The following is a 16,300-nucleotide window of genomic DNA, read 5'->3' as shown; positions in this document are numbered from 1 at the left end:
GGGTTCGCATTGACCCATGTGGGAGCGGGCTTGCTCGCGAAGGCGGTGTGTCAGTCGGCCCATCTGACCCTGGCACACCGCCTTCGCGAGCAAGCCCGCTCCCACATTTGATCTTCAGCGCTTTTTTAATGTTTGGCAGCAGCCAGAATCAAGGCTTTCATCTCGGCGACGGCACCTTTGAAACCGACGAACAGCGCGTGCGCCACCAGCGCATGGCCGATGTTCAACTCGTTGATGCCCTTGATCGCGGCCACGGCTTCGACGTTGTGGTAGTGCAGGCCATGGCCGGCATTGACGATCAGGCCTTCGCCCAGGCCGCAGTTGACGCCGTCGATGATGCGCTGCAATTCGTCGGCGACTTCGGTCGGCGTGGTGGCATCGGCGTAACGGCCGGTGTGCAGTTCGATGGCCGGGGCACCCACACGGCGCGAGGCTTCGATCTGGCGCTCGTCGGCGTCGATGAACAGCGAGACTTCACTGCCGATCTTCGACAAGCGCTCCACCGCGGCCTTGATCCGCGCTTCCTGGCCGGCCACATCAAGGCCACCTTCGGTGGTCAGTTCCTGGCGGGTTTCCGGCACCAGGCAGATATGCGCCGGGCGGATGCGTTCGGCGAACGCCATCATTTCTTCGGTCACGCCCATTTCGAAGTTCATGCGGGTTTGCAGCACGTCCTTGAGCAACAGCACGTCGCGCTCCTGGATGTGGCGGCGGTCTTCGCGCAGGTGCACGGTGATGCCGTCGGCGCCTGCTTCTTCGGCGTCCAGCGCGGCCTTGACCGGATCCGGGTAACGGGTGCCCCGGGCCTGGCGCAGGGTGGCTACGTGGTCGATGTTCACGCCGAGAAGAATGCGATTGCTGGTGGTCACGAAAAGCGCTCCTGAAGAGGGAAGGAATCGCTGCACAGCATACACGGGGATGTCAGGGCTTTCGAAACAACTCGCGGCTGACCAGTGGCCGACCGCCCAAATGCACGGCCAGCGCCTGGCGCATCAGGCGCTTGGCGGCCGACAAAGCGCCGGGGGCGGTCCAGTCGGCTTTGCTCATGGCCAAAAGCTCGGTGCCCTGGAACAGGCCGGGTTGCAATAGGTAGACCCGCTCCAGACCGGCGTCGACTTGCAGGCGGTACATACCGTCGGCAGCGATGGGGTCGCCGTGCAGGTCCTGGCTCAGTTCGAAGCCGTAGCCCAAGTCATCCAGCAGGCGCCATTCGAATGCGCGCAGCAGCGGCTCCAAAGGGCGGCCTTCAGCGAGGGCAAGCAAGGTGGCGGCGTAGTGGTCGAATACGCCGGGGTGTGGGTCTTCGGCGGGGAGCAGGCGAATCAGCAATTCGTTGAGATAGAGGCCGCTGAACAGCGCCTCACCGTTGAGCCAGTTGGAGGCGCCGGCGGCTTCCATGCGACCGACGTTCTTCAACTCGCCGCGTCCGCGAAACTCCACTTCGAGGGCCACGAAAGGCCGCGCCAGGGTGCCGGCCTTGCCGCGTGCACTGCGCAAGACGGCGCGCAGGCGGCCTTGAGGCGTGAGGAAGTCCACCAGGGCGCTGGTCTCGCGGTAGGCGCGGCTGTGCAAGACGTAGGCGGGTTGGCCGGTGGGTGGGGTGGAGGACATGAGACGGGAGCTTTTCCTGTGGCGAGGGGGCTTGTCCCCCGTTGGGCTGCGCAGCAGCCCCAAACAAAGTAGCTGCAGTCTTTCAGAAAGACCTCATTGTTTGCTTTTAGGGCTGCTTCGCAGCCCAACGGGGGACAAGCCCCCTCGCCACAACAAGCCCCTCATCCACAAATCCGGCCGGGGCTTACAGGTCGCCGTAACCCAACGAACGCAACGCGCGCTCATCATCAGACCAACCACCCTTAACCTTCACCCACAGGTTGAGCATGATCTTGGAATCAAACAGCAATTCCATGTCCTTGCGCGCTTCGGTACCGATGCGCTTGATGCGCTCGCCCTTGTCGCCAATGATGATTTTCTTCTGGCCGTCACGTTCGACGAGGATCAGCGCGTGGATATGCAGGGTCTTGCCCTGCTGCTTGAACTCTTCGATTTCGACGGTGATCTGGTACGGCAGCTCGGCGCCCATCTGGCGCATGATTTTCTCGCGTACCAGTTCGGCGGCGAGGAAACGGCTGCTGCGGTCGGTGATCTGGTCTTCCGGGAAGAAGTGCTCGTTCTCCGGCAGGTACCCGGCGATCACGCGCTCCAGGGCTTCGAGGTTGTGCCCGTGCTGGGCCGAGATCGGCATGATCTGGGCGTTCGGCAGTTGTTCCTGCAGCCAGCTCAGGTGCGGCATCAGCTCGGCCTTGTCTTCGATGCGGTCGGTCTTGTTCAACGCGACGATCAACGGGCCGGTGACGTACTGCACGCGCTCCAGAACCATCTGGTCTTCGTCGGTCCACTTGGTGCGGTCGACCACGAAGATCACCACGTCGACGTCTTTCAACGCCGCCGAAGCGGTTTTGTTCATGTAGCGGTTAAGGGCCTTTTCGCCACCTTTGTGCATGCCCGGGGTATCAACGTACACAGCCTGTACCGCGCCTTCGGTCTTGATGCCCAGCATGTTGTGGCGGGTGGTTTGCGGCTTGCGCGAGGTGATCGCCAGCTTCTGTCCCAGGATGTGGTTCAGCAACGTGGACTTGCCCACGTTCGGACGGCCGACGATGGCAACATAGCCACAGCGAGTTGCGGTTGAATCAGTCATGGCCATTCTCCACGCCCAGGGCAATCAGTGCTGCAGCGGCCGCTACCTGTTCGGCAATACGACGGCTCACACCCTGACCTCGGCTTTTTTCATTCAGTAAGGTGATTTCACATTCGACGAAGAAGACTCGGCAATGCGGCTCACCCTGTATATCCACCACTTCGTAACGCGGCAGGTCGCAACCACGGGACTGCAGGAATTCCTGCAGGCGGGTCTTCGGATCTTTGTTGGTGTCTACCAGCGTCAGGCTTTCGATCTCGGTCGCCAGCCAGGCGACGACGCGCTCTTTGGCCGCTTCCATGCCTGCATCGAGGTAGATCGCACCGATCAGCGCTTCAAGGGCGTCGGCCAGGATCGACTCACGACGGAAACCGCCGCTCTTCAGCTCGCCGGAACCCAGCCGCAGGTAATCGCCCAAGTCGAAACCACGGGCCAGTACGGCCAGGGTCTCGCCTTTCACCAGGCGCGCACGCAAACGCGACAACTGGCCTTCGCGGGCCAGCGGGAAGCGATTGAACAGGGCTTCACCGGCAACGAAATTGAGGATGGCATCACCGAGGAATTCCAGGCGTTCGTTGTTACGCCCGGCAAAACTGCGGTGTGTGAGGGCAAGGATCATCAATTCCTGATCCTTGAAGGTGTAACCGAGCTGACGCTCGAGACGGCTTAGAGAAACGCTCACGGTTTACCCACATTCAGTTCGCGGCACCGGTGGCCTGCGACGATTAACGCTGTGTTCAAATTCAAATCCTGGCTGTTGCTGCTTGAGGCCGGACGGTTTGTCCAAGCCCCAGAAAAGCATTCGGCGCTGTGTTCACAGCGCCGCATGGATTACTTGATCAGCCCGACCCGCGAGAAGTTCGGCAGGTGGCTGAGCTTGGGTTCCGGCCAACTCATCCAGACCGCGAAGGCCTTGCCGACGATATTCTGGTCGGGGACCATGCCCAGCAGGTCCTTGGGAATATTGGGATCATCCCAGTAGCGGCTGTCATTAGAGTTGTCGCGGTTGTCGCCCATCATGAAGTAGTGCCCGGCAGGCACTGTCCACTGGTTGTCAGGCGGCGAACGGTAGCGGCTCATTTCCTTGCGGATTTCGTGCTCTACCGCCCCGAGTTTCTCCTGGTACAGCTCGGCGCTGCCCAGGGTGTTCGGCTCGGAACCGATCAGTTTCTCTGCCACCGACTCGCCATTGACGAACAGGCGCTTGTCGCTGGTGTAGCGAATCACGTCGCCCGGCAGGCCCACTACACGCTTGATGTAGTTGACGTTAGGGTCGCTTGGGTAGCGAAACACCATCACATCGCCGCGCTGCGGGTCACCGATCTCGATAACTTTCTTGTCGATCACCGGCAAGCGGATCCCGTAAGAAAACTTGTTCACAAGGATGAAGTCGCCCACGTCCAGGGTCGGTTTCATCGAGCCCGAAGGGATCTGAAACGGTTCCACCAGGAACGAACGCAGCACCAGCACGATGAACAACACCGGGAAGAACGATTTGCCGTATTCAACCAGCATTGGCTCTTTGTTCAGTTTCTCGACCACCGCCACATCGGGCTGGCTGACGCTGCCCTGATAGGACGCGATGGCTGCCCGGCGACGCGGGGCGAAGAACACCAGATCGAGCAACGCCAGGAGACCGCAAACGGCAACGGCGATGACCAGCAACAGCGGGAAATTTAGTGACATAGGACCTAACTATCCAACCTGAGCACCGCAAGGAAGGCTTCTTGTGGAATTTCCACGTTGCCCACTTGCTTCATGCGTTTTTTACCGGCCTTTTGCTTCTCGAGCAGCTTGCGCTTACGGCTGACGTCGCCGCCATAGCATTTGGCCAGTACGTTCTTTCTGAGTGCCTTGACGGAGGTCCGTGCAATGATCTGCCCGCCAATGGCGGCCTGGATCGCGACGTCGAACATCTGGCGCGGGATCAGTTCTTTCATCTTTTCGGTCAACTGGCGACCTTTGTAGTGCGCGTTGTCCTTGTGCACGATCAGCGCCAAGGCATCGACCTTGTCACCGTTGATCAGCACATCCAGCTTCACCAGATTAGCTGATTGGTAACGATCAAAATGGTAATCCAGCGAAGCATAGCCGCGGCTGGTGGATTTGAGACGGTCGAAGAAGTCCAGGACCACTTCGTTCATCGGCAAATCGTAGGTCACTTGCACCTGGCTACCGAGGAACAGCATGTCGTGCTGTAAGCCACGCTTTTCAACACACAGGGTAATGACGTTGCCCAGGTGCTCTTGCGGCACAAGAATATTGGCCCGCACGATCGGCTCGCGCATGTCTTCGATGGAAGACAGATCCGGAAGCTTGGACGGGTTGTCGACGTAAATCGTTTCACCGGTTTTCAGCAACAGCTCAAAAATAACTGTCGGGGCGGTGGTGATCAGGTCCAGGTCGTATTCGCGCTCGAGGCGCTCCTGGATGATTTCCATGTGCAGCATGCCCAGGAAACCACAGCGGAAGCCGAAGCCCAGGGCGTCGGAGCTTTCCGGGGTGTACTGCAACGACGAGTCGTTGAGGGTCAGCTTCTGCAGGGCTTCGCGAAAGTCCTCGAAGTCGTCGGAGCTGACCGGGAACAGGCCGGCGTAAACCTGCGGCTGGATGCGTTTGAAGCCCGGCAGCACGTCGACGTCAGGGGTTGAACTCAAGGTCAGGGTGTCACCCACCGGTGCACCGTGGATGTCCTTGATACCAGCGATGATGAAGCCTACTTCACCGGCTTTCAGATCAACGGTTGCGGTGTGCTTGGGGTTGAACACACCAACGCTGTCCACCAGGTGGATCTTGCCGGTGGATTTAACCAGGATCTTGTCGCCCTTCTTCACACGGCCGTGGCGCACGCGTACCAGGGAAACAACGCCCAGGTAGTTGTCGAACCAGGAGTCGATGATCAACGCTTGCAGCGGATCTTCGTAGTTGCCGGTAGGGGCTGGAATGGTCTTGACCAGGCGCTCGAGCACTTCGTCGACGCCAAGGCCGGTCTTGGCGCTGCACTCGACGGCGTCGGTGGCGTCAATGCCGATGATCTTCTCGATCTCTTCCTTGACGCGGTCCGGATCGGCCTGTGGCAGGTCGATCTTGTTCAGCACCGGCATCACTTCCAGGCCTTGCTCGATGGCGGTGTAGCAGTTGGCTACGGACTGGGCTTCAACGCCCTGGCCCGCGTCCACCACCAGCAACGCACCCTCACAGGCAGCCAGGGAGCGGCTGACTTCATAGGTGAAGTCAACGTGGCCCGGGGTGTCAATGAAGTTGAGCTGGTACTTGATACCGTCTTTGGCGGTGTAATACAGAGTAACGCTGTGGGCCTTGATGGTGATCCCGCGCTCGCGTTCGAGGTCCATGGAGTCCAGCACCTGGGCTTCCATTTCACGCTCGGCAAGGCCGCCGCACATCTGGATGAAGCGATCGGCCAGCGTCGACTTGCCATGGTCAATGTGGGCGATGATGGAGAAATTGCGGATATGACTCAAATCACTCACGGATCAACACTCAAAAAGGCTGCAGGCAGACTGCCCGCTGAAAAATAGCCGGGAATTGTACCTGATGCGCAGACCAGACGTCATCCATGGTGACCAAGAACAAAAATGCCCCGATCGTTCGAACGGGGCATTTTTTGTTCATAAGCGCGGGCTCAACCGGCCCGACGCAACAGCCAGAACCCGGCCACGGCGCAGATCGCGGTCGGCACCAGCACCGCAAACAGCGGCGAGAAGCCGAATACCAGGCTGGACGGCCCCAGCAGGTCCTGGGCGATACGGAAGGTGAAGCCCACCAGTACGCCGGTAAACACACGCTGGCCGAGGGTTACGGAACGCAGCGGGCCGAAGATGAACGAGATCGCCATCAGCACCAGCGCGGCAGTCACCACCGGCTGCAACACCTTGACCCAAAACGCCAGCCAGTAACGACCGTTGTTCAAGCCCTGGTCCTTGAGGTAGTGGATATAACCCCACAGGCCGGAGATAGGCAGGCTTTCCGGGATCATCACCACGGTGTTCAGCAATTCAGGCTTGAGGGAAATATCCCACTGCTCTGTAGGCACATTGATCACTTCAGTGCTCGATGCCGCGCCTTTACCGATATCACGGAAATAGGTGGTGCTCACATCGCTCAGCTCCCACTTTTCGCCGCTGTACTGCGCACGTTTGGCGAAGCTGGACGACAGCAGGTGACGTTCTTTATCGAAGTGGTAGCGGGTGACACCGATCAACAGGCCGCCCGGTTGCACGGCGTTGATGTGGATAAATTCATCACCCTGGCGGTGCCACAAGCCATGTTTGGAGCTCTGGGCATCACCCGAACCCTGGGCCAGGGCACGGTTGGCCTGGGCGGTGGATTCGGCCGGGGGCGCCACGTATTCGCCGATCAGCACGCTGACCACCATCAGCAGCAGCATGGGTTTCATGACCGCCCACACGATGCGGCCGATGGAAACACCCGCCGCACGCATGATGGTCAGTTCGCTGTTGCTGGCCAGGCTGCCCAGGCCGATCAGGCAGCCGATCAGCGCAGCCATCGGCATCATGTCGTAGAGACGACGAGGTGCGGTGAGCGCCACGTAGCTCAGAACGTTGGTCACGGTGTAGGTCTCGCTGACGTTGCCGACTTCATCAATGAAGGCGAACAACGAGGCCAAACCCAAAATAATGCCCAGTACCGCAAGGATTGCGACCAGGACGCTGCTACCAATGTAGCGGTCGAGCTTAACCACGAGCCATCTCCTTCATGCTGCGACGACTCTGCATCTTCAAGCGCAACGGTTCCCAATAAAGCAGGCCCAGGCCAATCGCCAGGAAGATTCCGTGAACCCACCACAACCCGAGGGTCGGCGACAGCTTGCCCTTCTCAAGGGAGCCGCGGGCGGAAATCAGGATGGTCAGGTAGGCCATATACAGCAGGATCGCCGGCAACAGCTTGAGGAAGCGGCCCTGGCGCGGGTTGACCCGGGACAGCGGCACGGCCATCAAGGTGACGATAAACACCAGCAGCGGCAGGGAAATCCGCCATTGCAGCTCGGCAATCGAGCGCAGTTCCTTGCTGCCGATCAGGTCTGTCGTCGGAATCGCGTCGCGGTCGGTCACCTCGTCGCTGACATCCGGCCGGGCCAGCATCACACCATAAGTGTCGTACTTGATCGCCCGGTAATCGGCCTGCCCAGGGCTGCCGTCATAGCGATAGCCGTTCTCCAGGATCAGGTAACGACTGCCGTCGGGACGCACTTCCTGGCGCCCGCTGTCGGCCACCAGTATCGAAATTCCACGGTCTTTCTGGTTCTGGCCGAGGTTTTTCTGGGAGATGAACACACCGCCCAGGTTGGCTCGGTCATCCGACAGTTGTTCGGTGTAGGTCACCCGGGTGCCGTCATTGAGCGCTTGAAAGCGGCCCGGCTCCAGGGTGTCGAATTCGGTCATGGCGTCCTGTTTGTTGAGCACCAGCTGGAACTGCAAGGCCCCCTGGGGCGCCAGGCTCAGGCTCAACCAGGCCACGATCAGCGCGATACCGGTGGCCGGAACCATGGTCATGGCCAGTAGACGCTGCTGGCTCATGCCGGTGGCCGACAGCACGGTCATTTCGCTTTCGAGGTACAAGCGGCCGTAGGCCAGCAAAATCCCGAGAAACAGGCCCAATGGCAGGATCAGCTGCAAAAAACCCGGCAGGCGAAAGCCCATGATCAGGAACAACGAACCCGGATCCAGGGCGCCCGAGGCGGCCTGGGCGAGGTATTTGACGAAGCGACCACTCATGATGATGACCAGCAATACCGCACTCACGGCACTCAGGGTCAACAGGACTTCGCGGGACAGATAACGGAAGACGATCAAACCAGACACTCCAGGGTTGTCAGGCTAAGGCGGCCAAACAAGCAAGCATATCGAGTCGACCCATTGCTACAGGCCGGCTAAAAAGATGGCGCATTATCCTGTGATTGGCCGCGCCTGTCACGGAGCTTACTCGTGCACGTGCACAAAGCTGCCCACAAGGGTTGTCAGCCTCGGGCGGCGAGGTTCAAACTGCGGCCTTTGTCGCGGGCGGCCTACAGGCTGCCAAGCTTACAAGCCGGAGTACAGACTCCTGGCTCACTGACCTTTATAAGGGACCCGAAAATGGAACTGGTTGTAAAAAGCGTTAGCCCCGAAACGTTGAAAACCGCCACCCTCGTGGTCGCTGTCGGCGAAGGCCGCAAGCTCGGCGTTGCCGCCAAGCAACTGGACGAACTGAGCGGCGGCGCCATCAGCGCGGTCCTCAAGCGCGGTGACCTGGCCGGCAAAGTGGGCCAAAGCCTGCTGCTGCAAAGCCTGCCCAACCTTAAAGCCGACCGCGTATTGCTGGTGGGCGTGGGCAAAGACGCCGAACTGGGCGACCGCCCGTTCCGCAAGATCATCAGCAGCATCCTCAACACCCTGAAAGGCCTGGGCGGCACCGATGCAGCCCTGGCGCTGGACGAAGTTGTGGTCAAGGGCCGCGACAGCTATGGCAAGACCCGCCTGCTGGCCGAAAGCCTGCTGGACGGCGGATACGTCTTCGACCAGTTCAAGAGCATCAAGGCCGAACCCCGCGCCCTGAAGAAAGTCACCCTGCTGACCATCAAGGCGGCCCAGGCTGAAGTCGAACGCGCCGTGACCCACGCCCAGGCCATCGCCGGCGGCATGGCGTTCACTCGTGATTTGGGCAACCTGCCACCGAACATCTGCCACCCCACCTACCTCGGCGAGCAAGCGAAGGCGCTGGGCAAGGAATTCAAGGGCCTGAAAGTCGAGGTCCTGGATGAGAAGAAGATCAAGGAGCTGGGCATGGGCTCGTTCTATGCCGTAGGCCAGGGCAGCGACCAGCCGCCACGCCTGATCGTGATGCAATACAACGGCGGCAAGAAGTCCGAGAAGCCATTTGCCCTGGTGGGTAAAGGCATCACCTTCGACACCGGCGGCATCAGCCTCAAGCCGGGCCTGGGCATGGACGAGATGAAGTACGACATGGGCGGCGCTGCCAGCGTGTTCGGTACCCTGCGTGCCGTACTGGAACTCAAGCTGCCGATCAACCTGGTGTGCATCCTGGCCTGCGCCGAGAACATGCCGAGCGGCGGCGCGGCGCGTCCGGGCGACATCGTCACCACCCTCAGCGGCCAGACCGTGGAAATCCTCAACACCGACGCCGAAGGCCGCCTGGTGCTGTGCGACGCCCTGACCTACGCCGAGCGCTTCAAGCCGCAAGCCGTGATCGACATCGCCACCTTGACCGGTGCTTGCGTGGTTGCCCTGGGCGCCCATACGTCGGGCCTGCTGGGCAACAACGACGAGCTGATCGGCCAACTGCTCAGCGCCGGCCAGACTGCGGACGACCGCGCCTGGCAACTGCCGTTGTTCGATGAGTACCAGGAACAGCTGGACAGCCCGTTCGCCGATATCGCCAACATTGGCGGCCCGAAAGCCGGCACCATCACCGCCGCGTGCTTCCTGTCGCGCTTCGCCAAGAACTTCAACTGGGCCCACCTGGACATCGCCGGCACTGCCTGGACCAGCGGCGGCAAGGACAAGGGCGCCACTGGCCGTCCGGTTCCGTTGCTGACCCAGTACCTGCTGGACCGCGCCAAAGCCTGAAAATGAGGATCCCGGGGCGGCGGCTTCAACGCCGTCCCGGGCCCAGGAACCGCAATGACCCAAGTCGACTTCTATATATTGCCCAGCGCCGATCCTTCTGCGCGCCTGGACTTTGCCTGCAAGCTCACCGAAAAAGCCTGGCGCATGGGCCACCGCATCTACCTGCATTGCAGCGATGCCGCCCAGCGTGACGACCTCGACGCCCGCTTGTGGCGCTTCAAGGGCGAAAGCTTCGTGCCTCACGGCCCCGCCGAATCAGAGCCAGAAGGCTTGGTGGTGCTGGGTTTGGGCGACAGCTGTGGCGATCACACAGACCTGCTGGTCAACCTCGACCTGAAAGTACCGGCCTTCGCCAAGGGTTTCACCCGTGTGGCGGAAGTAGTGGTGGAAGACCCGGCTATTCGTCAGGCCGCGCGGGAGAGTTTCCGTTTCTACCGCGAACAGGGCTATTCTCTGCAAGATCACCGGCTACAACGACTTTGAGCACATGATGGACACTCCAAACCCGCTAAAAGACTCTGACCACCTGCTGGATGACCTTGAGTCGATCCGCAAGCTGCTCGGTGATGATGAGCTGCAACCGCCGCTGCTGACCGACACCGTCAACGGTGACGTACAAATTCCCTTGCTGTTCGATATGGTCGGTGGCAAGCCTGTTGCGCCGCAGCCTGTCGAAACGCCCGTGGTGCAAGCCGCGCCTGCTGCGGCGGTGGCCGTACCTGCCGCCGAAAAAGCGCCCGACGCCCTGCTGCTGCACCTGGACAACGAACTGCGCGCCGCCGCGCAACTGATCATGCAAGACGTGATCGACGATTTTGCCCCGCATATCGAAACCGAGATCAAGCGCCGACTGGATGCGCGCATGGAACGGTTGCTGAGCCAGTACCAGAACTAAGACTGACATATCCCCCTGTGGGAGCGGGCTTGCTCGCGAAAGCGGTGGTTCAGTCGATACATTGGGTGACTGTTACACCGTCTTCGCGAGCAAGCCCGCTCCCACACAAGCCCGCTCCCACATTTGATCGGCCGCCACCTTAAGCCCGTCTTCACCTCGCCCTCTCCCCTATCCCTCGCTATACTTGTCGGCTTTCCTGAATTAATGCCAACTAGGGTCCCGCCGCGCATGGATAAGACCTACCAGCCGCACGCTATTGAAACTTCCTGGTACCAGACCTGGGAGTCCGAGAATTATTTCGCTCCGCAAGGCGCGGGCGATGCCTACACCATCATGATTCCGCCACCGAACGTCACTGGCAGCCTGCACATGGGCCATGGCTTCAACAATGCGATCATGGATGCCCTGATTCGTTTCCGCCGCATGCAGGGTCGCAACACCCTGTGGCAGCCAGGCACCGACCACGCCGGTATCGCCACCCAGATGCTGGTGGAACGCCAACTGGAAGCCACCGGCCAAAGTCGCCACGACCTCGGCCGCGAGAAATTCCTGGAAAAGATCTGGGAATGGAAGGACCAGTCAGGTGGCAACATCAGCCGTCAGATCCGTCGCCTGGGCTCGTCCGTAGACTGGAGCCGCGAGCGCTTCACCATGGACGACGGCCTGTCGGAAGCCGTGAAAGAAGCCTTTGTGCGCCTGCATGAAGACGGCCTGATCTACCGCGGCAAGCGCCTGGTCAACTGGGACACCAAGCTGCACACGGCGATTTCCGACCTTGAAGTGGAAAACCACGACGAGAAAGGTTTCCTGTGGAACCTGAAATACCCGCTGGCCGACGGCGCCAAGACCGCCGAAGGCAACGACTACCTGATCGTCGCCACCACCCGTCCGGAAACCATGCTGGGCGACGCCGCCGTCGCGGTTAACCCGAACGATGAGCGCTACCAGGCGCTGATCGGCAAATTCGTTGAGCTGCCACTGGTTGGCCGCCGCATCCCGATCATCGCGGATGACTACTGCGACCCTGAATTCGGCACCGGCTGCGTGAAAATCACCCCGGCCCACGATTTCAACGACTATGAAGTCGGCAAGCGCCACAACCTGCCGCTGCTGAACATCTTCGACAAGAACGCCGCCGTTCTGCCGGCCTGCCAGGTGTTCAACCTCGACGGCACGCTGAACGAAAGCATCGACGGCAAGATCCCGGCTGCATACGCCGGCCTCGACCGTTTTGAAGCGCGCAAGCAAATCGTTGCTGCCTTCGACGCCGCCGGCCTGCTGGTGAGCGTTGACGACCACGGCCTGAAAGTGCCGAAGGGCGACCGTTCCGGCACCATCATCGAGCCTTGGCTGACCGACCAGTGGTACGTGTCTACCAAGCCGTTGGCTGAGCCTGCAATTGCTGCCGTGGAAGATGGCCGCATCGCGTTCGTGCCTAAACAGTACGAAAACATGTACTTCTCGTGGATGCGCGATATCCAGGATTGGTGCATCAGCCGCCAGCTGTGGTGGGGCCACCGGATTCCGGCCTGGTACGACGAGTCGGGCAAGGTCTACGTGGGCCGCGATGAAGCCGAAGTACGTGCCAAGCACAACCTCGGCCCGGACGTGGCGCTGCAACAGGACAACGACGTACTGGACACCTGGTTCAGCTCGGGCCTGTGGACGTTCTCCACCCTGGGCTGGCCGCAACAGACCGAGTTCCTGAAGAAATTCCACTCCACCGACGTACTGGTGACCGGTTTCGACATCATTTTCTTCTGGGTTGCCCGGATGATCATGCTCACCATGCACTTGGTGAAGAACGAAGACGGCACGCCGCAGGTACCGTTCAAGACCGTGTACGTACACGGTCTGGTACGCGACGGCCAGGGCCAGAAGATGTCCAAGTCCAAGGGCAACGTCCTGGACCCCCTGGACATCATCGACGGCATCGACCTGGAAACCCTGGTACAGAAACGCACCTCGGGCCTGATGCAGCCGAAACTGGCGAAGAAGATCGAGAAGCAGACCCGCGACGAGTTCGCCGACGGCATCGCCAGCTACGGCACCGACGCCCTGCGCTTCACCTTCTGCTCGCTGGCGTCCACCGGTCGCGACATCAAGTTCGACATGGGCCGCGTCGAAGGCTATCGCAACTTCTGCAACAAGATCTGGAACGCCGCGCGCTACGTGCTGGATAAAGGCGAAGACTGCGGCCAGAACGGCGAGGCCATCGAGCTGTCCCTGGCGGATCGCTGGATCATCTCCCAGTTGCAACGCACCGAAGCCGAAGTGACCCGTCAACTCGACCAGTTCCGCTTCGACCTGGCGGCGCAGGCCTTGTACGAGTTCATCTGGAACCAGTATTGCGACTGGTACCTGGAACTGTCCAAGCCCGTGCTGTGGGACGAGAACGCGCCGATCGAACGTCAGCGCGGCACCCGTCACACCCTGGTGCGCGTGCTGGAAGTGGCCTTGCGCCTGGCGCACCCGTTCATGCCGTTCATCACCGAAGAAATCTGGCAGCGCCTCGCGCCGCTGGCCGGCAAAGACGGCAAGACCATCATGCTGCAACCTTGGCCGGTGGCCAACGAAGCACGCATCGATGAGGCGGCCGAAAGCGACATCGAATGGCTCAAGACCCTGATGATGGGCACGCGCAACATCCGCGCCGAGATGAACATCGGCCCGGGCAAGCCACTGGCCGTGTTCGTGAAGAACGCCAGCAGCGAAGACCTGCGCCGTCTCACCGAGAACGATGCGCTGCTCAAGAAGCTGGCGAAGCTGGAGTCGATCACTGTATTGGCACCGGGCGAAGAAGCACCGCTGTCCGCCACCGCACTGGTTGGCGAGATGGAAGTGCTGGTGCCGATGGCCGGCCTGATCGACAAAGGCGTCGAACTGGCGCGCCTGGACAAGGAAATCCTGCGCCTGCAAGGCGAAGTGCAGCGGGTGGGCGGCAAGCTGTCCAACGCCGCCTTCGTCGACAAGGCTCCGGCTGAAGTCATCGACAAGGAACGCGCCAAACTGGCCGAAGCGGAACAGGCTTTGGGCAAGCTGGCCGAGCAGCACGCACGGATTTCCAGCCTGTAAGGTGCAGCCCGTGTGAAAAAAGAGACCTTCGGGTCTCTTTTTTTGCCTTGGAAAACACCGCTATTTCTCTTTGGAAACCCGATCAATGTGGGAGCTGGCTTGCCTGCGATACAGACGACTCGGTGTATCTGTCAGACCGAGCCGATACCATCGCAGGCAAGCCAGCTCCCACATTTGACCGAGTTTGACTCAGGAATGTGGGACAATGCCCGCCACTTTGAGCCAAACCCCAGAATCGACGCAGCCCATGACCGCCCCCAGCACACCCAAAGCACCGCGCAAGAAGCCAAAACCCACCACGCCAGCCAAGCCTGTCGTGCCCCGGAAAGAAGCCACCTTGCACCCGCGTAACCGCCACCAGGGCCGTTACGACTTCCAGGCGCTGATCAAGACCACGCCGGAACTGGCGCAATTCGTGATCATCAACCCGTACGGCAAGGAAAGCATCGACTTCGCCAGCCCCGACGCGGTGCGGGTGTTCAACCGGGCATTGCTCAAGGCGTTCTACGGCATCAATCACTGGGACATCCCGGCTGATTACCTGTGCCCGCCGGTACCGGGGCGTGCCGACTACGTGCACTTCCTCGCCGACCTGCTGGCCAGCGTCAACGAAGGCGTGATCCCGCGTGGCGCGCCGGTGAAGGTGCTGGACATCGGCATGGGCGCCAACTGCGTCTATCCGTTGATTGGCTACAGCGAATACCGCTGGAATTTACTCGGCTCGGAAGTCGACCCCACAGCCGTGGCCGCCGCCAAGGCGATCGTGCAGTCCAACGGGCTGAACAAAGCCATCCAGTTGCGCCAGCAAACCAATCCCAAGCAGATCCTGCTGGGCCTGCTGGAGCCGGGCGAGCGTTTTGACCTGACCATGTGCAACCCGCCCTTCCACGCCTCCATGGATGAAGCGACCAAGGGCAGCGAGCGTAAATGGCGCGCACTGGGCAAGGCTGATCCGAAGCGCAAATTGCCGGTACTGAACTTCGGTGGCCAGTCGGCGGAGTTATGGTGTGAAGGCGGTGAAGCACGGTTTGTGACGCAGTTGATCGCTGAAAGCGCGCATTTCCAGCATAAAGTGCTGTGGTTCAGCACCCTGGTGTCGAAGGCGTCGAACCTGCCGGCTATCCAGACAGCGCTGAAGAAGGCTGGCGTACTGGAAAGCCAAGTGGTGGAGATGTCCCAGGGCCAGAAGCAAAGCCGCTTCGTCGCCTGGACCTTCCAGACCCCGAGCGAGCAACAAGTGTGGCGCCAGCGTTGGGCGCGCAAAGACTAAGCCACACTGCCGATCACTGTAGGAGCGAGCTTGCTCGCGAAGAACGAACAGGCGCCGCGGGGTATCAGATGCCCTGCGTTATCGTTGACGATCTTCGCGGGCAAGCCCACTCCCACAGATAAAGCAAAATCGCAGGCAACAAAAAACCGCGCCCGGATCACTCCGGAGCGCGGTTTTTTTGCTGCGTCTTACTTGTTAACAGCGTCGGTCAGGCCTTTGGCCACAACCAGCTTGATAACTTTCTTGGCAGCGATTTCGATGGCAGCGCCAGTCGAAGGGTTACGGCCAGTACGGGCAGGACGCTCGGTCACTTTCAGTTTGCCAACGCCTGGCAGAGTGATTTCGCCGCCGTTTTCCAGCTGATCAGCAACGATCTGGCTCAGTTGGTCCAGCAGAGCACGCACGGTGGTTTTCGGTGCGTCTACAGCTTCAGCCAGGTCAGCGATCAGTTGGTCTTTAGTAATAGCCATTGTGGTGTTCCTTCCCTATCAAATTCATTTGGATTGCAGAGTGCAGTGTCAGCCATCGAGCCCTGCCATCAAGGCCTGGCACCCAAGGGCTATAACCACGAAGATCGGGGTTATAGATACCTGAAACCGGGTTTGGTTCGACCTGACAAATGCTGAATGCACGCTTAACGCCGAGACATCGCGTAAGACGGGGCAAAACTAGCACAGAGACGGGGAAATATCCGCCTCAACATACCCATTTGGTCAGCTTTATCGCTCTAAACCGTGAAAAAAAGGCATATAGCC

General features: G+C 60.4%; 14 protein-coding genes and 1 pseudogene. 5 read left to right on the top strand and 10 right to left on the bottom strand.

Translation table 11 applies throughout. The annotated features are described in order from the left end of the window. Positions 1-125: 125 nt before the first annotated feature. From pdxJ to lptF, 8 genes are all read right to left on the bottom strand, one after another. A complete protein-coding gene (pdxJ, locus tag CEC48_RS12805; protein WP_003210427.1) occupies positions 126-869 on the bottom strand; it encodes a pyridoxine 5'-phosphate synthase in 744 nt (247 codons plus the stop codon). A gap of 52 nt (positions 870-921) precedes the next feature. After that, positions 922-1,611 (bottom strand): DNA repair protein RecO, encoded by a 690-nt coding sequence (gene recO / locus CEC48_RS12800; protein WP_088424076.1) that lies wholly within the window; start codon positions 1,609-1,611, stop codon positions 922-924. A gap of 184 nt (positions 1,612-1,795) precedes the next feature. Continuing rightward, a complete protein-coding gene (gene era, locus CEC48_RS12795; protein WP_003210432.1) occupies positions 1,796-2,698 on the bottom strand; it encodes a GTPase Era in 903 nt (300 codons plus the stop codon). Beyond that, on the bottom strand, positions 2,691-3,380 hold the full coding sequence (rnc, locus tag CEC48_RS12790; RefSeq protein ID WP_088424075.1) for a ribonuclease III: 690 nt from the start codon (positions 3,378-3,380) through the stop codon (positions 2,691-2,693). Before rnc ends, era begins: the two co-directional genes overlap by 8 nt. Before the next feature lie 149 nt (positions 3,381-3,529). Continuing rightward, complete coding sequence (gene lepB, locus CEC48_RS12785; RefSeq protein ID WP_088424074.1) at positions 3,530-4,384, bottom strand: signal peptidase I; 855 nt, start codon at positions 4,382-4,384, stop codon at positions 3,530-3,532. A 5-nt stretch (positions 4,385-4,389) separates the two neighbouring features. Beyond that, complete coding sequence (gene lepA / locus CEC48_RS12780) at positions 4,390-6,189, bottom strand: translation elongation factor 4 (protein WP_088424073.1); 1,800 nt, start codon at positions 6,187-6,189, stop codon at positions 4,390-4,392. A gap of 152 nt (positions 6,190-6,341) precedes the next feature. Beyond that, positions 6,342-7,421 (bottom strand): LPS export ABC transporter permease LptG, encoded by a 1,080-nt coding sequence (gene lptG / locus CEC48_RS12775; RefSeq protein WP_088424072.1) that lies wholly within the window; start codon positions 7,419-7,421, stop codon positions 6,342-6,344. Continuing rightward, positions 7,414-8,532 (bottom strand): LPS export ABC transporter permease LptF, encoded by a 1,119-nt coding sequence (lptF, locus tag CEC48_RS12770; protein WP_088424071.1) that lies wholly within the window; start codon positions 8,530-8,532, stop codon positions 7,414-7,416. The genes lptG and lptF overlap by 8 nt, the downstream gene beginning before the upstream one ends. Positions 8,533-8,814: 282 nt before the next feature. On the opposite strand from lptF, the gene CEC48_RS12765 reads away from it, so the two are divergent. The 5 genes from CEC48_RS12765 to rlmF all read left to right on the top strand — a co-directional run bounded on the left by CEC48_RS12765 (position 8,815) and on the right by rlmF (position 15,545). After that, positions 8,815-10,305, top strand: a complete 1,491-nt coding sequence (locus CEC48_RS12765) for a leucyl aminopeptidase (protein WP_088424070.1) — start codon at positions 8,815-8,817, stop codon at positions 10,303-10,305. Positions 10,306-10,359: 54 nt separating this feature from the next. Beyond that, positions 10,360-10,788 carry a DNA polymerase III subunit chi gene (locus CEC48_RS12760; protein ID WP_088424069.1) on the top strand — a complete coding sequence of 143 codons (429 nt, stop codon included), beginning with the start codon at positions 10,360-10,362 and terminating at the stop codon, positions 10,786-10,788. Positions 10,789-10,795: 7 nt separating this feature from the next. Next, complete coding sequence (locus CEC48_RS12755; RefSeq protein ID WP_088424068.1) at positions 10,796-11,200, top strand: DNA polymerase III subunit chi; 405 nt, start codon at positions 10,796-10,798, stop codon at positions 11,198-11,200. 228 nt (positions 11,201-11,428) lie between these two features. Next, the gene (locus CEC48_RS12750) at positions 11,429-14,275 is read left to right on the top strand and encodes a valine--tRNA ligase (RefSeq protein WP_088424067.1); all 2,847 of its coding nucleotides are present in this window, start codon (positions 11,429-11,431) and stop codon (positions 14,273-14,275) included. Between the two features lie 247 nt (positions 14,276-14,522). Then, positions 14,523-15,545: a 23S rRNA (adenine(1618)-N(6))-methyltransferase RlmF gene (gene rlmF / locus CEC48_RS12745; protein WP_088424127.1), complete on the top strand. Its 1,023-nt coding sequence runs from the start codon at positions 14,523-14,525 to the stop codon at positions 15,543-15,545. 14 nt (positions 15,546-15,559) lie between these two features. Here the strand turns inward: rlmF and CEC48_RS32195 are convergent. Both CEC48_RS32195 and CEC48_RS12740 read right to left on the bottom strand, forming a co-directional pair. Further along, positions 15,560-15,649, bottom strand: a pseudogene (locus CEC48_RS32195) (outer membrane lipoprotein carrier protein LolA); the annotation flags it as partial. A gap of 84 nt (positions 15,650-15,733) precedes the next feature. Continuing rightward, positions 15,734-16,015 carry an HU family DNA-binding protein gene (locus tag CEC48_RS12740; protein WP_003212743.1) on the bottom strand — a complete coding sequence of 94 codons (282 nt, stop codon included), beginning with the start codon at positions 16,013-16,015 and terminating at the stop codon, positions 15,734-15,736. Positions 16,016-16,300: the final 285 nt, after the last annotated feature.

Source organism: Pseudomonas sp. K2I15 (assembly GCF_002204795.1).
Lineage (GTDB): Bacteria > Pseudomonadota > Gammaproteobacteria > Pseudomonadales > Pseudomonadaceae > Aquipseudomonas.
This window is presented reverse-complemented; position numbering and strand designations above follow the sequence as displayed.

Bases quoted from the DNA above. Each gene is read 5' to 3' on its own strand.
- recO (WP_088424076.1), bottom strand. From the start codon at position 1,611: ATGTCCTCCACCCCACCCACCGGCCAACCCGCCTACGTCTTGCACAGC.
- era (WP_003210432.1), bottom strand. From the start codon at position 2,698: ATGACTGATTCAACCGCAACTCGCTGTGGCTATGTTGCCATCGTCGGC.
- lepB (WP_088424074.1), bottom strand. From the start codon at position 4,384: ATGTCACTAAATTTCCCGCTGTTGCTGGTCATCGCCGTTGCCGTTTGC.
- CEC48_RS12765 (WP_088424070.1), top strand. From the start codon at position 8,815: ATGGAACTGGTTGTAAAAAGCGTTAGCCCCGAAACGTTGAAAACCGCC.
- CEC48_RS12760 (WP_088424069.1), top strand. From the start codon at position 10,360: ATGACCCAAGTCGACTTCTATATATTGCCCAGCGCCGATCCTTCTGCG.
- CEC48_RS12755 (WP_088424068.1), top strand. From the start codon at position 10,796: ATGGACACTCCAAACCCGCTAAAAGACTCTGACCACCTGCTGGATGAC.
- CEC48_RS12750 (WP_088424067.1), top strand. From the start codon at position 11,429: ATGGATAAGACCTACCAGCCGCACGCTATTGAAACTTCCTGGTACCAG.
- rlmF (WP_088424127.1), top strand. From the start codon at position 14,523: ATGACCGCCCCCAGCACACCCAAAGCACCGCGCAAGAAGCCAAAACCC.
- CEC48_RS12740 (WP_003212743.1), bottom strand. From the start codon at position 16,015: ATGGCTATTACTAAAGACCAACTGATCGCTGACCTGGCTGAAGCTGTA.